15 protein-coding genes are annotated in these 18,344 nt (G+C 36.4%); 9 read left to right on the top strand and 6 right to left on the bottom strand.

All coding sequences use genetic code 11. The features are described 5' to 3' along the window. Positions 1-194: 194 nt before the first annotated feature. The 6 genes from gyrA to dnaA form a co-directional block, all read right to left on the bottom strand. Positions 195-2,726 carry a DNA gyrase subunit A gene (gyrA, locus tag FEZ13_RS18055; RefSeq protein ID WP_146553810.1) on the bottom strand — a complete coding sequence of 844 codons (2,532 nt, stop codon included), beginning with the start codon at positions 2,724-2,726 and terminating at the stop codon, positions 195-197. 25 nt (positions 2,727-2,751) lie between these two features. Next, a complete protein-coding gene (gyrB, locus tag FEZ13_RS18050; RefSeq protein WP_146550418.1) occupies positions 2,752-4,677 on the bottom strand; it encodes a DNA topoisomerase (ATP-hydrolyzing) subunit B in 1,926 nt (641 codons plus the stop codon). A gap of 77 nt (positions 4,678-4,754) precedes the next feature. Beyond that, positions 4,755-5,876, bottom strand: a complete 1,122-nt coding sequence (gene recF / locus FEZ13_RS18045; protein WP_146553809.1) for a DNA replication/repair protein RecF — start codon at positions 5,874-5,876, stop codon at positions 4,755-4,757. Position 5,877: 1 nt separating this feature from the next. Next, entirely contained in the window at positions 5,878-6,105 is a 228-nt protein-coding gene (gene yaaA, locus FEZ13_RS18040; RefSeq protein WP_146553808.1) for a S4 domain-containing protein YaaA, read from the bottom strand. 177 nt (positions 6,106-6,282) lie between these two features. After that, the gene (gene dnaN, locus FEZ13_RS18035; RefSeq protein WP_146550421.1) at positions 6,283-7,419 is read right to left on the bottom strand and encodes a DNA polymerase III subunit beta; all 1,137 of its coding nucleotides are present in this window, start codon (positions 7,417-7,419) and stop codon (positions 6,283-6,285) included. A 171-nt stretch (positions 7,420-7,590) separates the two neighbouring features. Then, positions 7,591-8,934 (bottom strand): chromosomal replication initiator protein DnaA, encoded by a 1,344-nt coding sequence (gene dnaA, locus FEZ13_RS18030; protein ID WP_146550422.1) that lies wholly within the window; start codon positions 8,932-8,934, stop codon positions 7,591-7,593. A gap of 576 nt (positions 8,935-9,510) precedes the next feature. Here dnaA and rpmH point away from each other — a divergent pair. From rpmH to FEZ13_RS17985, 9 genes are all read left to right on the top strand, one after another. Beyond that, positions 9,511-9,645: a 50S ribosomal protein L34 gene (gene rpmH, locus FEZ13_RS18025; RefSeq protein WP_066791201.1), complete on the top strand. Its 135-nt coding sequence runs from the start codon at positions 9,511-9,513 to the stop codon at positions 9,643-9,645. A gap of 85 nt (positions 9,646-9,730) precedes the next feature. Continuing rightward, a complete protein-coding gene (gene rnpA / locus FEZ13_RS18020; RefSeq protein WP_146553807.1) occupies positions 9,731-10,117 on the top strand; it encodes a ribonuclease P protein component in 387 nt (128 codons plus the stop codon). 107 nt (positions 10,118-10,224) lie between these two features. Further along, positions 10,225-11,046 (top strand): RNA-binding cell elongation regulator Jag/EloR, encoded by an 822-nt coding sequence (gene jag, locus FEZ13_RS18015; RefSeq protein ID WP_146553806.1) that lies wholly within the window; start codon positions 10,225-10,227, stop codon positions 11,044-11,046. A 173-nt stretch (positions 11,047-11,219) separates the two neighbouring features. After that, positions 11,220-12,605: a tRNA uridine-5-carboxymethylaminomethyl(34) synthesis GTPase MnmE gene (gene mnmE, locus FEZ13_RS18010; RefSeq protein ID WP_146553805.1), complete on the top strand. Its 1,386-nt coding sequence runs from the start codon at positions 11,220-11,222 to the stop codon at positions 12,603-12,605. A 52-nt stretch (positions 12,606-12,657) separates the two neighbouring features. Beyond that, positions 12,658-14,544, top strand: a complete 1,887-nt coding sequence (gene mnmG, locus FEZ13_RS18005) for a tRNA uridine-5-carboxymethylaminomethyl(34) synthesis enzyme MnmG (protein WP_146553804.1) — start codon at positions 12,658-12,660, stop codon at positions 14,542-14,544. Positions 14,545-14,658: 114 nt separating this feature from the next. Further along, positions 14,659-15,375: a 16S rRNA (guanine(527)-N(7))-methyltransferase RsmG gene (gene rsmG / locus FEZ13_RS18000; protein ID WP_146550427.1), complete on the top strand. Its 717-nt coding sequence runs from the start codon at positions 14,659-14,661 to the stop codon at positions 15,373-15,375. 201 nt (positions 15,376-15,576) lie between these two features. Beyond that, positions 15,577-16,437: a nucleoid occlusion protein gene (gene noc, locus FEZ13_RS17995; protein WP_146550428.1), complete on the top strand. Its 861-nt coding sequence runs from the start codon at positions 15,577-15,579 to the stop codon at positions 16,435-16,437. A gap of 311 nt (positions 16,438-16,748) precedes the next feature. Next, on the top strand, positions 16,749-17,510 hold the full coding sequence (locus tag FEZ13_RS17990; protein ID WP_146550429.1) for a ParA family protein: 762 nt from the start codon (positions 16,749-16,751) through the stop codon (positions 17,508-17,510). Continuing rightward, entirely contained in the window at positions 17,503-18,342 is an 840-nt protein-coding gene (locus tag FEZ13_RS17985) for a ParB/RepB/Spo0J family partition protein (protein ID WP_146550430.1), read from the top strand. Before FEZ13_RS17990 ends, FEZ13_RS17985 begins: the two co-directional genes overlap by 8 nt. The last annotated feature ends 2 nt before the right edge of the window (positions 18,343-18,344 follow it).

Genomic DNA, 18,344 nt, shown 5'->3' with positions numbered 1-18,344 from the left:
AAATAGCCAACTATCCGAAAAAAATTTCAGATAGTTGGCTATTCGTCGTGCGTACCGAAAAGGTGCGCTTATTTTTTATATTTCGGGCTTACGATCTTTTTAAATCCCCCTCCATATTTGTGATATAAAAAACAAAAAAGGGAGCTGACACGCATCCCTTTTTGTTTTTAAATATTCATTTTGATATGGATCAATTATTCTTCTGGGTCTTCCTTATCCTCTGCATTGGTATCCTCTGCATCAGCATTCTCTTCGGCTGCTTCTGAATAATCTATTTCACTATCTTCTTCTTCGTCAGACTCTTTTTTGACTTTTGCAACGGAGGCAACCAACTCATCATCAGATAAACGAATTAAACGCACGCCTTGAGTACTTCTTCCCGTTATTGAAATATCATTGATATCCATACGAATGAGCATGCCATTGATCGTCATAAGCATGATATCTTCTTGACCATCAACTGTTTTCACAGCTACTAGAGGACCATTTTTATCCGTGATTTGGCAAGTTTTAATACCGACGCCACCACGATTTTGCAAACGGTATTCTCCCTCAGGAGTTCGTTTGCCATAACCTTTTTCAGTCACAACAAGAATTTCTTGATCTGGTTCAATAATTTCCATACCTACCACGTAATCGTCATCTCTTAGACGAATACCACGAACACCAGCCGCAGTACGTCCCATTGAACGGATATCCTTCTCGTTGAAGCGTACTAGCATACCATCATGTGTACCGATAATAATTTCCTTTTTACCATCTGTTAAACGAACGGAGATCAACTCGTCATCATCACGTAATGAAATAGCGATTAGACCATTTGTTCGGATATTGGCAAAGTTCGATAATGGCGTACGTTTTGTAACTCCTGTACGTGTCGTAAAGATAAAGTATGCATCTTCATCATATGATGCTACACGAATCATAGCCGTTACTTTTTCTTTCTTTTCAACATTTAACAAATTAACTAAAGGTAATCCTTTGGCTGTCCTACCAAACTCAGGAATTTCATAACCTTTTGCTTTAAATACTTTACCTTTTGAAGTAAAGAACAAAATCGTATCATGTGTCGATGTATACAGTAGATGTTCCACAAAATCATCTTCATGGGTTCCCATACCTTGTACACCACGACCACCGCGTCGTTGACTACGATACGTATTGGCAGGAAGACGTTTAATATAGCCGTTATGCGTTAATGTAATCACTGAATTTTCACGTGGGATTAAATCTTCATCTTCAATCAATTCCATGCCGCCAGAAGTAATTTCTGTGCGACGTGCATCATTAAAACGTTCTTTTATGTCTAACAATTCATCGTGAATAATATGAAGAATTCTTGCTTCGTCTGCTAATATTTCTTTTAATTCTTTAATAAGCTTCAATAATTCCTGATACTCTGCCTCAATTTTGTCTCGCTCTAAACCTGTTAAACGTTGTAAACGCATATCTAAAATGGCTTGTGCTTGTCGTTCACTTAAACTAAATGTTTCCATCAAACCACTTTTCGCTTCTTCAGTTGTTTGAGATGCACGGATCAAACTAATAATTTCATCGATATGATCAAGTGCTATACGTAAGCCTTCTAAAATATGAGCACGATTTTCAGCTTTGCGTAACTCAAATTCGGTACGTCTACGAATGACCACTTTTTGATGCTCTAAGTAATGATACAAGGTTTCTTTTAAACTCAAAACTTTTGGTTGTCCACCAACAAGAGCCAGCATATTAATACCAAAGCTTGTTTGCATAGCTGTTTGTTTATATAAGTTATTAAGTACAACATTGCCATTTGCGTCTTTTCTAACATCAATGGTGATGCGCATTCCTGTACGGTCAGATTCATCACGGATATTTGTAATACCATCGATTTTCTTATCGCGTACTAATTCCGCAATCTTCTCGATTAAACGTGCTTTATTGACTTGATAAGGAAGTTCGTGAACAATAATGGTTTCTTTACCACTTGAATTTTGTTCAATTTCAACTCGAGCACGAATAATAATAGAGCCACGGCCTGTTTCATATGCACGACGAATACCGCTTCTTCCTAGTATTAATCCACCAGTTGGAAAATCAGGCCCAGGTATAATTTCCATCAATTCCTCTGTAGTGATAGCAGGGTTATTAGAAACGGCTAATACACCATCAATGACTTCTCCTAATTGATGTGGTGGGATATTGGTCGCCATCCCAACAGCAATCCCTGAAGCACCATTAACAAGTAAATTTGGATAACGAGCAGGTAACACTACTGGTTCTTTTTCATTACCATCATAGTTATCTTGAAAATCAATCGTATCTTTATTGATATCACGTAGCACTTCCATTGAGATTTTAGACATACGTGATTCTGTATAACGCATTGCTGCCGCTCCATCACCGTCGACAGAACCAAAGTTACCATGACCATCTACTAACATATAACGATAGCTAAAATCTTGTGCCATACGAACCATTGCTTCGTAAATAGAAGAGTCACCATGAGGGTGATACTTACCCATTACGTCCCCAACAATACGAGCGGATTTTTTATATGGTTTATCAGAAGTACTACCTAACTCTTGCATTCCATATAAAATACGGCGCTGTACAGGTTTAAGACCATCACGAACATCTGGTAATGCACGAGAAACGATAACACTCATTGCATAATCTAAAAATGAAGTTTTAATTGTTTTGGTAATTTTAACTCCTTTAACTCCGGAGTTGTTTGTTTCAGACAAAATTTTGACCTCCCTTCAGAAATCTCTAAATATCTAAGTTTTCTACATAAACTGCGTTTTCGTGAATAAATTGACGTCTTGGTTCAACATCATCGCCCATTAATTGTTCAAATGTTTGATCCGCTTCAATGGCATCATCTAATTCAACTTGCAATAGAACACGATATTCTGGATCCATTGTTGTATCCCATAATTGTTCCGCATCCATTTCACCAAGACCTTTATATCTTTGAATACCTGGTTTTGGTTGCTTAGGTAAGCGCTCTAAAATAGCTTGTAATTCTTTATCGCTGTAGCAATATTCTACATGCTTACCTTGTGCCACTTTATATAGTGGTGGCTGTGCGATATAAATGTAGCCGGCTTCAATAAGTGGTCGCATAAAGCGGAAAAAGAATGTTAATAATAAAGTTCTAATATGAGCACCATCTACATCGGCATCTGTCATAATAACGATTTTATGGTAGCGTGCTTTTTCTAAATCAAATTCTTCACCAATTCCTGTACCGATAGCGGTAATCATTGCTCGAATTTCAGCATTTGATAAAATACGGTCTAAACGTGCCTTTTCAACATTCAAAATTTTTCCTCGAAGTGGCAAAATAGCTTGGAAATGGCGATCTCGGCCTGATTTTGCTGAACCACCTGCAGAATCACCTTCTACGATGTAAATTTCACACTCATCAGGATGACGAGAAGAACAGTCTGCAAGTTTTCCAGGTAAGCTTGATACTTCTAACGCTGATTTACGTCTAGTCATTTCACGAGCTTTTTTAGCTGCAACACGCGCACGAGATGCAACTAAACCTTTATCTACGATAGTTCTAGCAACTGTCGGATTTTCCAGCAAGAATCTTTCAAAGCGTTCAGAAAATAATGAGTTCGTAATAGTGCTTACTTCAGAATTACCTAACTTTGTCTTTGTTTGTCCTTCAAATTGAGGATCTGGATGTTTGACGGAAACAATAGCCACTAGACCTTCACGAACATCTTCTCCTGATAAATTAGCATCTGAATCCTTTAATAAATGATTTTTTCGAGCGTAATCATTAATCACACGGGTAAGCGCTGTCTTGAAACCGGACTCATGTGTGCCGCCTTCGTAAGTATTGATATTATTTGCGAAGGAGAAAATATTGGATGAAAAACCTGAATTGTATTGCATCGCGATTTCAATTGAAATACCGTCTTTTTCACCTTTTAAATCGATTGCTTCATGAAGTGGTTCTTTCTTCTCGTTAATATGTTCAACATAGGATTTAATACCACCTTCATAATGGTAAATGTTTTGACGGATTTCTTCATCACGCTCATCAATAATAGAAATTCTAATTCCACGATTTAAATAAGCAAGTTCACGAACACGATGGGCAAGAATATCATACTCATAAGTGGTTGTATCTTTGAAGATTTCAGCATCCGCTTTGAATCTTGTTGTTGTACCATTGTGATCTGTATCACCAATAACTTTTAAAGGTTGAATAGTTTTCCCACGTTTGAATTTAATTTCGTGTATATGGCCATCTCTATGGACTTGTACGATGGTTTCTACAGAAAGTGCATTAACAACAGAGGCCCCTACACCATGTAAACCGCCTGATACCTTATATCCTCCACCGCCAAATTTACCTCCGGCATGAAGTACGGTCATAATAACTTCAACAGCTGGTTTTCCCACTTTTTCTTGGATATCGACTGGAATACCTCGGCCATTATCTTCTACTCGAATCCAATTATCCTTTTCAATTGCTACTGTAATTTCGGTACAATAGCCCGCTAATGCTTCATCAATACTATTATCTACGATTTCCCAAACAAGGTGATGTAACCCTTTGGAACTGGTTGAACCGATATACATACCAGGACGTTTGCGAACGGCTTCTAAACCTTCTAATACTTGAATCTGCTCGGCATCATATGCAACAGGCTTGTTATTGTCTTCGATTGCCATTATTGTTCCACCTACTCTTTCATGGCATTAGTATGCATTATTTATAATTCTCTTAAACCTATAAAATCCGCGGAATACTAGATATTCTCAGTATCCACGGAACCTTGTTTCACATGAAACATCGCTGATTCACGAATTGTCTCATGATCTATCCCCTCTACACTTGTGGTTGTCACAAAAGTCTGTACTTCACCTTTAATCGTATTCAGTAAATGGGATTGACGGTAATCATCTAACTCCGAAAGAACGTCATCCAGTAACAAGATGGGCGCTTCCCCAACCTCTTGCTTAATAAGTTCTATTTCAGCCAATTTAAGTGATAAAGCCGTTGTCCGTTGTTGACCTTGTGATCCATATGTTTGTACATCATAACCGTTTACGATAAATTGTAAATCATCTCGATGTGGTCCAATAAGTGTAACGCCTCTTTCTAATTCTCGAGGCAAGAATTCTTTTAATTTCGAAGCTAAATGAATAGCCATTTTTTCTTGTGACCATTCACCATCCATGCCACTAACTGGACGATAGCGGATTTTCATCTTTTCAAGATTCCTTGAAATTTGATAATGAATAGGGTCTGCCCATCCCTGCAGCAATTCCATAAAGTGGAATCTCTTATGGATGACTTTTACAGCCGCTTCAATATACTGCTCTGTATACACGTCAAACATTACATCTTGCAATGTTTGTTTACCTTGATTTTGTTTAAGTAAATGATTACGTTGTTTCAACAATTTTTGAAAAGTCAATAAATCATGTAAATATACTGGAGAAATTTGTCCGATTTCCATATCGAGAAAACGTCTTCTAATTTGAGGACTGCCTTTCACTACAGTTAAATCTTCTGGGGCAAACATTACGACATTCATCTGCCCAATGTAATCACTTAAACGACTTTGTTCTAAGTGATTTGCTTTTGCCTTTTTTCCTTTTCTAGAAATCGTCAACTCTAACGGTAGATGACCATATTTCTTCTGAACGTCACCTTCTATTTTACCATAGTCTTTCTCCCAGCGTATCAATTCTTTTTCGTTTGATGTCCGATGGGATTTAGCCATAGCTAACACATAGATAGACTCCATCACATTTGTCTTACCCTGTGCATTTTCACCAATGAAAACGTTAATCTTCGGAGAGAAAGATAAATCGAGAGATTCATAATTCCGATAGTTAGTCAGCTTTAGTCGCTCTATATACATGTTATTCCTCGCTTTGAGATTCTACCAGATGAAATCTACCATATCCCGGAATACTTACTAAATCTCCTACACGTAGTTTTCGACCTCTTCTACGATCAATCTCACCATTTACATAGACATCACTCTCTTGCAAAAACCATTTAGCCATTCCACCTGAGCTAATAACATCCATCCTCTTAAGAAATTGCCCCAGTGTTATAAATTCACTTTCTAATACAATATCATTCACTGTTTTTCATCCTCTACGTCTAATCAAATCCTATATCTATTTTATCGAACTTTTGTCCATAAGTAAAAAGGATAGTCACTTAAAGGACCATCCTTTCTAAGAAAAATCTCTTGCAAACCGCATAATTAGTACCAGGTACTAATTATGTTTGGGAAATAAGTTATATTCATAAAACAATTAGTAAGTTCGTACAGGTAAAATGAGTTGTAGTATAGCATCATCGTGCACAGAACGAATGATAAATGGACGCATTGCACCTGTGAATTGAATAATAACTTCTTGTCCATCGATTGCCTTTAAGGCATCCATCATATATTTTGCACTAAATGAAATGCGTAATTCTTCACCTTCAAGAGATTCTACTTGGATCTCTTCTTCAACTTTCCCAATTTCAGGGGAATTTGAAGAGATTTCGACTGTATTTTCTCCTAAAGTAGAAAAGCGAACAACGTTATTTCGATCTTCACGAGCCAGTAATGATGCACGATCAATCGCTTGCAACAAAGCTTTTCCGTTGATTGTTACATTTGTATTGTATTCTTCTGGAATTAAACGAGAAGTTTCAGGATAATTCCCTTCTAATAAGCGGGAGAAAAATAAAACATCAGAAGTTTTGAATAAAACTTGCTGGTTCGTCATAAATATATCAACAGGTGTAGTTGAATCGCTTAGGATTTTGCTTAATTCAGTTAAACTTTTACCAGGAATAACAACATCTGCTTCTTCCGTAGGCAAATGTTCTAAAGTAACCTTTCGACGAGCTAAGCGATGGCTATCTGTTGCAACACAGACTAAACCATCTTCTTTAATTTGCCACTTTACACCTGTCAACACGGGGCGACTTTCGCTTGCAGAAACAGCAAAAACAGTTTCACGAACAATCGCTTTCAGCAAATCGGAAGGCAATGTGATTTGACGATCCGGTGAAATTTCAGGAAGCATTGGATATTCAGTTGCATCTAGTCCAATTAAGTGGAAATCTGATTTACCTGATTGAATTCTTGTCTGGAAGTTGTTTGTTACTTCAATTTCTACTTCATTTGTAGGTAACTTACGAACAATTTCATTGAACATTCTAGCTTGTAAGACAATAGAGCCTGTTTCATGTACGTGGATAATTTGTTCTCCATCTTCTTCTACAGGAATGGAAGTTTGGATGGTAATATCTGCATCACTACCTGTTAATGTCATGCCTTCTGTTGATACATCAATTTTGATGCCTGTCAAAATGGGAATGGTTGTTTTTGAACTTACGGCTTTCATGACATCATTTAACCCGTCAAGCAAACGATCTCTCATGATATCAAATTTCATTGTTAATGACCTCACTTAATATATTAATTATTATTTAAAAAATAGTAGATATAGTAATAGGCGCTGTGGATTTGTGGATAAGTCTTCTAACTCAAATAAAATCAGTCTATCCACATGTAGATAGACTGTGTATAAATTTGTTGTTATCTTTCTTGTTATCCACAGTAAAACTTATTTGCCTAGCATACTTCTAATCTGTTTAATATCTTGTTGAAGACCTTGATCATCTTTTAAGAGCGATGATATTTTTTCATGTGCATGGATGACCGTCGTATGGTCACGGCCACCAAATTCATCGCCTATCTTGGGCAAAGAACAATCCGTCATTTCACGGGATAGATACATAGCTACTTGTCTAGGAAATGCTATTGATTTTGTACGTCTTTTAGCTGTAAAGTCCTCTAGTTTTATATGATAGTGTTCCCCTACAGCTTTTTGAATATCTAAAATTGTTAGTGTACGTGGAGTAGCATTTGGGATAATATTCTTCAATGCTTGAGCGGCTAATTCAGCTGTAATGTCTTCATTTACAAGAGAAGAGTATGCAACTACACGAATAAGTGCGCCCTCTAATTCACGAATATTCGAGTCGATTTGATTAGCAATATAGAGCATGACTTCATTTGGAATATCCAAGTTATCAGCCTTCGCTTTTTTGCGTAAAATAGCGATACGTGTTTCTAAATCTGGTGGGGCAATATCTGTTATTAATCCCCATTCAAAGCGTGAACGCAAACGATCCTCCAGTGTCGGTATTTCTTTAGGAGGACGGTCACTAGAGATGATGATTTGTTTTGATTCTTCATGCAGCGTATTAAAAGTGTGGAAAAATTCTTCTTGAGTTGATTCTTTTCCTGCTAAAAACTGAATATCATCTATTAGTAACACATCTACATTGCGATACTTATTGCGAAATTCTTCTGCTCTGTTATCGCGAATCGAATTAATAAACTCATTTGTAAACTTTTCAGATGACAAATAAACAACTTTCGCTTTTGGATTATGCTCCAATACATAATGTCCAATAGCGTGCATTAAGTGGGTTTTACCTAGACCAACGCCACCATAGATAAACAGCGGATTGTAAGCATTGGCGGGAGCTTCTGCTACTGCCAATGAAGCTGCATGTGCAAAACGATTTCCTGATCCGATGACAAATGTATCGAATGTATATTTTGTATTTAACATGCTCAAAGAAGTATCCGGTTGCTCATCATAATTTTTTTGAATGGGTGTAGATGGGATATCAAAATTCTCTATGTTCGGATCCTGTTGAACAACGAAACGAATGCGTAAATCTTTTCCGGTCAATTCAGCTAAAATAGCTGCAATTAAGTGAACGTAATGATTTTCGAGCCATTCACGACCAAAAGAATTGGGCGCCGCGATCGTTACAGTATCACCAGTATAGGCCAACAATTTCGTTGATTTCAGCCAAGTTTCAAAGCTTGGTTTGGAGATCTTTTGCTTCGCTTCTGAGAGTACTTTATCCCATAACTCTTCAATATGTTCCAAGCTCTTTCTCCTTTTCTTAAAAACTATTCTATAAAAGTTATAAAATTTTACAGATGATTGTGTTGTGTGTTGGATGAAAAATTATAGCAATATTAGATTATAGTTTAACTGCTAATCACAGTAAACACATTCTGTGGATAAATCTTATTATACCTTGGTGGATAAAATTATCCACAAGTTATCAACAATTGTGGATAAGATTTTGTATAGAAAGATTTATTGACAGAATAAAACACAATAATTGTATCAAGAAAAATATTGAATGACAAGAGCTTTAAGATGTTATCCACAAAATGAATAAATATACATAAATAAGTTATCCACAACGTATGGACTTGTGTAAAATTCGTGAATAAGTGTTGTGGATAATTTTTTGGCGCAGAAAAATGTTCACAGAAGAATAGATGAGGAACAGGATAAATTGTGGATAACTTGGATATAAAAAAGAAGAAAAGTGTTAAGGGAATATGAAGTTTACTTTCCATGACAGTTGACAAAATAGGATGGTAATAGCTATAATATGCAAGACTGTCTGTAATATTAGATAATAGATTTTTATCAGGAGGTGTCATATAAATGAAACGCACATATCAACCAAAAAAACGTAAGCATAGTAAAGTACATGGCTTCCGTGCACGTATGGCTACTAAAAATGGTCGTAAAGTAATCGCAGCTCGTCGTCGTAAAGGAAGAAAAGTACTATCAGCATAAGCATGGGTCCACTGAACAAACTCAGTGGTCTTTTTTCTTTTATAATATGAGGGCGAAGAAGAAAAAAGAATAAGCAGGTGCAAAAATGAAAAAACGCCGCAGAATTAAAAAAAACGAGGACTTTCAAAAAGTGTTTAAAAAAGGAAAGTCGTTCGCAAACCGTCAATTTGTTGTCTACTGTCTTGAAAAAGATGGACAAGAAGAATTTAGAATTGGATTATCTGTCAGTAAAAAAATTGCAAAGGCAGTCACAAGAAATCAAATTAAACGTTATGTCCGACAAAGCTTCTTAGAATTAAACGATGAGCTTTCTCAAAATATGGACTACGTCATTATCGCCCGAAATCCGGCGGCCACCATGAATTTTCATGAAACAAAGAAAAGTTTAGAGCATGTATTGAAAATTGCGAAGGTTTTAAAACGAAGTAGTAGAGACAACAAGAAATCCCATGATAGAATAATAAAAAAATAATAAATGATTTTGCAGGGGATTTCGTTGAATATCGATCTCAACGAATCGACTCTTGTTATGAAAGCTTTGAAAAAACAACAGAACCTGCGAAGATAGGAGGGCCCAAAGTGAAACAGATTACGCAAATAGGCGCAACTGTAGAGGAAGCAGTTTTGCTAGCCTTACATGAGCTTAACCTTACTCGTAAACAAGTAGATGTTGAAATTATTCAAGAAGCAAAAAAAGGTTTTTTAGGTTTTGGAGCACGTAAAGCACAAGTTCGCGTGACCGAAAAACAAGTAGAAAAACCAAGTACCGAACAAGAATTTAAAAAAGAACCTGAAGAAGCGTTAGGATCAGCGTCTATTTTGCAAGAAGAGCAAAGTCAAAGTATAGTTGACACTAAAATTAGTGCCATTTCTACATTAGATGAATCTCCACCAATAGATAAAATAGAAAATGTGGAAGAACAGGAAGAATTTGAAAAGATTGATTATACGGAAGCGATTAAGCAAGCTAAAACGTATATCACAAATATCGCATTTCAACTTGGTGTTCAAGATCTTGAAATAGAGGTCGAGCAAAAGGGGAAAAATATAAACTTCCAACTATCTAGTGAAAAGGCAGCTCTTCTGATTGGAAAGCGTGGTCAAACTTTAAACGCCCTTCAACAATTAACACAATTAGTTGTGCATCAGTATATTAAACGCTTTGTTTTAGTCCAACTTGATGTTGGAAATTATCGTAAAAAACGCCAACAGTCATTGGAATTGCTAGCGAATCGTATGGCAGATAAAGCAGTTCATACTGGTCGTAAAGTAGAACTGGAGCCAATGCCAGCGAACGAACGTAAAATCATTCATCATGTATTAGCAGATCGAGTAGATGTTGAAACTTATTCAAAAGGTGAAGATTTAAAACGTCATTTAGTAATTGAACCAATTCGATAAAGAGAAATATATTGCTCATTAATGCAGATAAATCGATCAAGGATTGTGAAAGAGTCCTTCTCAAAAGTTGAGAAGGACTCATTTTTTTGCTATATGGTATTATAATACTTTAGAAAGTTAGATGTTCTCAGTTATCCACATGTGGATAACTTTTGATATAGGAGGTAGTAACTATGGAATTCGATACAATTGCAGCGATATCCACACCCATGGGAGAAGGTGCAATTGCTATTGTCCGATTAAGTGGCGATCAAGCAATTGAAATAGCAGATCGAATTTTTCATTCGCCAAGTGAAAAAAAATTATCCACACAACCATCCCATACAATTCACTATGGCCATTTAAAAGAGGTAGAAACAGGTGAAGTAGTAGAAGAAGTGATGGTATCTATGATGAGAGGTCCTAAAACGTTTACTCGTGAGGATGTAGTAGAAATCAATTGTCATGGTGGTCTTGTGTCAGTGAATCGTGTACTTCAATTAGTGCTTCGAAATGGTGCAAGAATGGCTGAACCAGGAGAATTTACAAAAAGAGCATTTTTGAATGGGCGTATTGATTTATCACAAGCGGAAGCTGTCATGGATTTAATTCGTTCTAAAACGGATAAAGCTATGAATGTGGCTCTTGGTCAAATGGATGGAAAACTATCTCGTTTGATCTATCAATTACGTCAGGCATTGATAGAAGTGCTAGCGCAAGTGGAAGTAAATATAGATTATCCAGAATATGATGATGTTGAAGAAATGACGATTCCTTTGATGTTAGAAAAATCTACATGGGTAAAACAAGAAATTGAAAAACTTTTACAAACATCTTCTCAAGGAAAAATATTACGTGAAGGCTTATCTACAGTTATATTAGGTAGACCAAATGTAGGAAAGTCTTCATTATTAAATAGTTTAGTTCAAGAAAATAAAGCAATCGTGACAGATGTAGCAGGTACGACACGTGATATTATTGAAGAATACGTCAATGTTCGTGGTGTCCCGCTTCGCTTAGTAGATACAGCAGGTATTCGTGAAACAGAAGATATTGTGGAGCAGATCGGGGTAGAAAGATCACGACAAGTCTTGAAAGAGGCAGATTTAATCTTACTTGTTGTAAACTATAACGATGAGTTGACGGAAGAAGACGAGCGATTATTTGAAGCCATTCAAAATATGGATTATATCGTTGTTGTCAATAAAACAGATTTACCTCAAAAAATTGATTTGCCCCGTGTGAAGGAACTTGCTGGTTCACACAAGCTAGTAACGACTTCCTTATTGGAAGAAGAAGGGGTAAATGAGTTGGAAGAAGCCATCGCTTCATTATTCTTTGAAGGATCAGTTGAAGCTGGAGATTTAACATATGTTTCAAATGCCCGCCATATTGCGTTGTTACATCAAGCGCTTGATCGAATTAACGATGCAATTGACGCTGCACATGCAGGTGTTCCTGTCGATATGATTCAAATTGATGTAACAAGAACTTGGGAAATCCTTGGTGAAATTGTCGGTGATACAGTACAAGATAGTTTGATCAATCAGTTATTTTCACAATTCTGCTTAGGAAAATAGATAGTATCTAGAAAGAAAAAATAAATTTAAATGGAGAAAGGAAGTAACGAGCATGCCAACAAATTATGAAGCAGGCACGTTCGATGTTGTCGTTATCGGAGCAGGTCATGCAGGGGTAGAAGCTGCATATGCCTCAGCACGAATGGGTGCCAAAACATTAGTATTAACCATAAATTTAGATATGATTGCTTTTATGCCATGTAATCCATCAGTTGGTGGACCAGCGAAAGGTATTGTCGTACGTGAAATTGATGCGATGGGCGGTGCGATGGGAAAAATCATCGATAAAACCAATATCCAAATGCGTATGTTAAACACGGGCAAAGGCCCAGCAGTACGTGCATTACGTGCACAAGCTGATAAAGTTATGTATCAACGGGCGATGAAAAAATTACTAGAGGATCAAGAAAATCTTGCTATCCATCAAGCGATGGTTGAAGAATTGATCATAGAGGATGGTCAAGTAAAAGGAGTTATTACACAAACAGGCGCCATTTACCGAGCAAGTACAGTCGTTATTACAACTGGCACTTTTTTACGTGGAGAAATTATTATTGGAGATTTGAAATATTCAAGTGGTCCCAATAACCAACAACCGTCTATTAAACTTGCCGATAACTTGCGGGAGCTAGGTTTTGATATGGTTCGGTTTAAAACAGGTACTCCACCTCGTGTCAATAGCAAAACAATTGATTATAGCAAAACAGAAATTCAACCAGGGGATTCAGAACCTCGAGCTTTCAGTTATGAAACGACTGAATTTATCACAGATCAAATTCCGTGCTGGTTGACTTATACAAGTCCAGCAACACACAAGATCATTAATGATAACTTGGATCAATCACCTATGTATACAGGTGTGATTACGGGTACAGGTCCGCGTTATTGTCCATCCATTGAAACTAAAATTGTGCGCTTTAACGATAAACCTCGACATCAACTATTCTTAGAACCAGAAGGTCGCAATACACAAGAAGTATATGTTCAAGGTCTATCCACCAGTTTACCAGAGCGTATTCAACGTCAAATGCTTGAGACCATTCCAGGGCTAGAAAAGGCTGAAATGATGCGTGCCGGTTATGCCATCGAATATGATGCCATTGTTCCAACGCAACTTTGGCCGACACTTGAAACAAAACGGATTAAAAATCTTTATACGGCTGGGCAAATCAATGGGACTTCTGGCTATGAAGAAGCAGCTGGTCAAGGATTAATGGCAGGTATCAATGCTGCTGCAAAAGCTCTAGGAAAAGAAGAAATGATTCTTGGACGTGCTGATGCTTATATTGGTGTGTTAATTGACGATTTAGTGACCAAAGGGACAAATGAGCCATATCGTTTATTGACATCTCGTGCAGAATATCGTTTATTATTACGTCACGATAATGCCGATATGCGTTTAACCGAACATGCTTATCGAGCAGGCTTGATCTCAAAAGAACGCTATGATCAATTCCTTGTGAAAAAAGCACAAGTAGAGGAAGAAATTGCTCGTTTGCATAATATAATCCTAAAACCAAACGAAGAAACACAAGCCGCCATTCAAGCAGTTGGTAGCAGCCCATTAAAAGATGGTGTTCGTGGAACCGATTTATTGAAACGTCCAGAAGTTAACTATAATTTAGTAGCTTCTTTAACACCTTCACCTGTAGAATTAAATGCAGAAGTGAGAGAGCAAGTAGAAATTCAAGTAAAATACGAAGGCTATATTGAAAAAGCGCTCCAACAAGTTGAAAGACTAAAGAAGATGGAAGATAAGAAAATCCCAGAAAACATTGATTATGATGCCATTTCTGGGATTGCAACAGAAGCAAAAGAAAAATTAAAAGAAGTTCGCCCATTATCCGTGGCACAAGCATCACGTATTTCAGGTGTTAATCCAGCTGACATTTCAATTTTACTAGTGTATATTGAACATGGAAGAATTGCGAAGGTTTAAAAGTAAAACGAGCGATCACACGGGATAAAGTAAAGCTTCCATCAGTGGGGGTCTTACTGCTCGTTAACGCGGGATATATAAAAATATCAGTAGCACTTATGGAAGGGGAATACCATGAACGAAGAACAGTTTGTGCAAGCTTTAAAAGAACGAGGGATTGAGTTATCAGAAAAACAAATTCAACAATTCCATAGCTATTTTGAAACACTGGTAGAATGGAATAAAAAGATGAATTTAACAGCAATCACTGATCAGCCGTCGGTTTATTTAAAGCATTTCTATGATTCTATCAGTGCTGCTTTTTATACTGATTTTAATAATGTTCAGTCATTATGTGATATTGGTGCAGGTGCAGGGTTCCCTAGTATCCCTATTAAAATTTGTTTTCCACATTTGCAAATCACGATTGTTGACTCTTTAAATAAGCGTATTCAATTTTTAAATCATTTAAGTAAAGTTTTGCATTTAGAAAATGTCAATTATATTCATTCACGCGCGGAAGATTTTGGGCGAATAGAAGCAAATCGTGAAAAGTTTGATATTGTAACGGCACGTGCGGTTGCAAGATTATCTGTTTTATCTGAATTATGTATCCCGCTTGTCAGAATAGGTGGAAGTTTCATAGCGATGAAAGCAGCAAGTGGTGAGGAAGAACTAAGAGATGCAAAAAAAGCAATAGCAACGCTCGGTACAAAACTAGTAGAAAAGTTCGAATTTCCACTTCCAATCGAAAACAGTGAACGTACTATTTATATTTTTGAAAAAATAAAAAATACGCCAAAAAAATATCCACGTAAGCCCGGAGTACCAAATAAATCACCAATTCATTAATACATGTTTCACATGAAACAAAAAAGGAATCTACCGTTTTTTATCGAAAGAAACTATAATGATAAATGAACATAATTACTTTTTGTATAATGTTAGTAAATATATAGATATAGATCGTTCATCTCCGACAGGCAACTAGTAAAATCAACTAGCACAAAATTGGAGTATAGACAGAAATATCATTAAAGGTGGTGCCAAGGGATGAAAAATACTTTTTCACGTTTGTTCGGAAGTGGTGAGAAAGTAGAAAACACCTCAACAAGTGAAGTAGAGAATACGGAGTCGGTTGTGAAGCTTGCTATAGAGCAAATTAGTCCAAACCGTTACCAACCACGAACAATTTTTGATGATTCGAAGATTGAAGAATTAGCACGAACGATTCATACGCATGGTGTCATTCAACCAATTGTCGTCCGTCAATTAGAAGAAGATCATTATGAAATTATTGCGGGTGAACGTCGATATCGTGCGATGAAATCATTGAATTGGACAGAAGTGCCTGCAATTATCCGAAAAATGAATGATAAGGAAACAGCTTCTGTTGCACTAATCGAAAATTTACAACGGGAAGAACTTACTTCTATTGAAGAAGCACAAGCTTATCAGAAACTTTTAGAATTACATGATTTAACACAAGAGGCTCTTGCGCAACGTTTAGGAAAAGGTCAATCTACCATTGCCAATAAACTACGTCTTTTAAAATTACCCAAAGCAATTCAGCAAGCTATATTGAAAAGGGAAATTTCAGAGCGCCATGCACGTGCGTTAGTACCGATAAAAGATGAAGAGCTACAATTGAAATTATTACATGAAATCGTTGCACAGGATTATAACGTCAGACAGTTGGAACAGCGAATTAATGAAATATTAAATCCTGAAGAAAAAACGAAAAAGGCAAAACCTCATCGTAAAGCGATCAGTAGGGATATTCGAATAGCCCTTAATACGATTCGCCAATCGCTCACAATGGTCAATAAAACAGGGATTCATGTAGAAACAGAAGAAGAAGAGCATGAAGAATTCTACCAAATTACTGTGAAGATCCCCAAAAAGAAAGCATAAAATTATTTTTTAAAACTCTTACTCTAATAGAAATTTAGAATAAGAGTTTTTCTTTTATTCAGCATTAACAGATATTCATTTCTCACTGTAGAACCCTAGTAAAAAGCATGTAAAACGGTGGAGTATCAACTATTTGCACAGGACTGATTGTTTTAGCTCATACAAAGTAAGAGGCTGAAAAAATCTCTATTGTGTGAAGTTTCGCTTTATTTCATCTAGCTTAATGGAGCCGAGAAATCATTTTTTTGATAGAATGTATAAAAAGGCATGTTATATGTTTTGATGAAAATGTTTCTGAAAGCAGGTGCACCATGGAAAAAACAATAGCAATTGCAAACCAAAAAGGCGGCGTTGGGAAGACGACAACATCTGTTAATTTAAGCGCATGCCTTGCTGCATTAGGGAAAAAAGTATTATTGATTGATACGGATCCACAAGGAAATTCCACAAGTGGTGTTGGCATCAATAAGGGAGAAGTTGAAAAATGTATATACGATGTACTGATTGATGATGAACCCATTCAAAATGCTATCTGTAAAACAAAAGTTGAAAATTTATATACTGTACCAGCAACAATTGCACTGGCTGGGGCAGAAATCGAATTAGTATCAACACTTTCTAGAGAAGTCCGCTTAAAACATGCTATTGACGATATAAAAAAAGAATACGATTTTATTATTATTGATTGTCCTCCATCATTAGGCTTGCTAACGATTAATGCCTTAACGGCTGCGGATGCTGTTTTAATTCCTGTACAATGCGAATATTACGCATTAGAAGGTTTAAGCCAATTGTTATCAACCATTCGTCTTGTACAAAAACATTTAAATAATCAGTTAAGGATCGATGGTGTATTGTTGACGATGTTAGATGCACGTACAAATCTAGGATTACAAGTAATAGATGAAGTGAAAAAGTATTTTCAAGATAAAGTGTATAAAACTATTATTCCAAGAAATGTCCGTTTAAGTGAAGCACCAAGTCATGGAGAGCCGATCATTCTTTATGATAGTAAATCCCGTGGTGCTGAAGTCTATTTAGAATTAGCGAGAGAGGTGATTAAAAATGACTAAGGCATTGGGAAAGGGATTAGGTGCACTTTTTCAAGATCAAGGATTATTAGAAAGTGATCAAGTAGTCCAAACAGCTATTCGTGATATTCGAGCAAATCCGTTCCAACCACGTAAAGTTTTTGACGAAGAGGCTTTACAGGAGTTGGCTCAATCTATCAAAGAGCACGGGATCTTACAACCTATTATATTACGCAAAAAAGGTTCCAAATATGAAATCGTTGTAGGAGAGAGACGTTTTCGCGCGGCAAAATTAGCTCATTTAACAGAAGTCCCGTCAGTCATCCGTGATTTTGATGATACCAAAATGATGGAATTAGCTATTTTGGAAAATTTACAACGTGAGGATTTAACGCCAATAGAAGAAGCGGAAGCTTATCATAGTTTAATGGAACATTTAGATCTAACACAAGAGGAATTGTCCAAGCGCCTTGGTAAAAGTCGTCCTCATATTGCAAATCATGTCCGTCTTTTAACATTACCAAAAGAGGTTCAAAAACTTGTAAATGACGGAAAATTGACTATGGGGCATGGTAGAACATTATTAGGCTTAAAAAATAAAAAACAAATCCCACTAGTTGCAGAAAAAGTGATGAAACAGCAGCTGAATGTCCGTCAATTAGAGGATTTAGTCCATTCCTTGAATGACAATGTTTCACATGAAACAAAGAAAAAAGTGAAAAAGAATATTTTTATTGAGGAAAAAGAATCTCAATTAAGAGATTATTTTGGTACCAATGTTTTGATAAAAAAATCAAAAAATAAGGGGAAAATAGAAATAGAATTTTTCTCTGAAGATGATTTAGAACGCATATTAAAATTACTAGAGGATTGAGA

The sequence above is a fragment of the Rummeliibacillus sp. SL167 genome (genome assembly GCF_007896505.1).
In the GTDB taxonomy this organism is placed as follows: Bacteria; Bacillota; Bacilli; order Bacillales_A; family Planococcaceae; genus Rummeliibacillus; species Rummeliibacillus suwonensis.
Note: the sequence above shows the minus strand (reverse complement) of the source record. Positions and strands in the feature narration are given on the sequence as shown.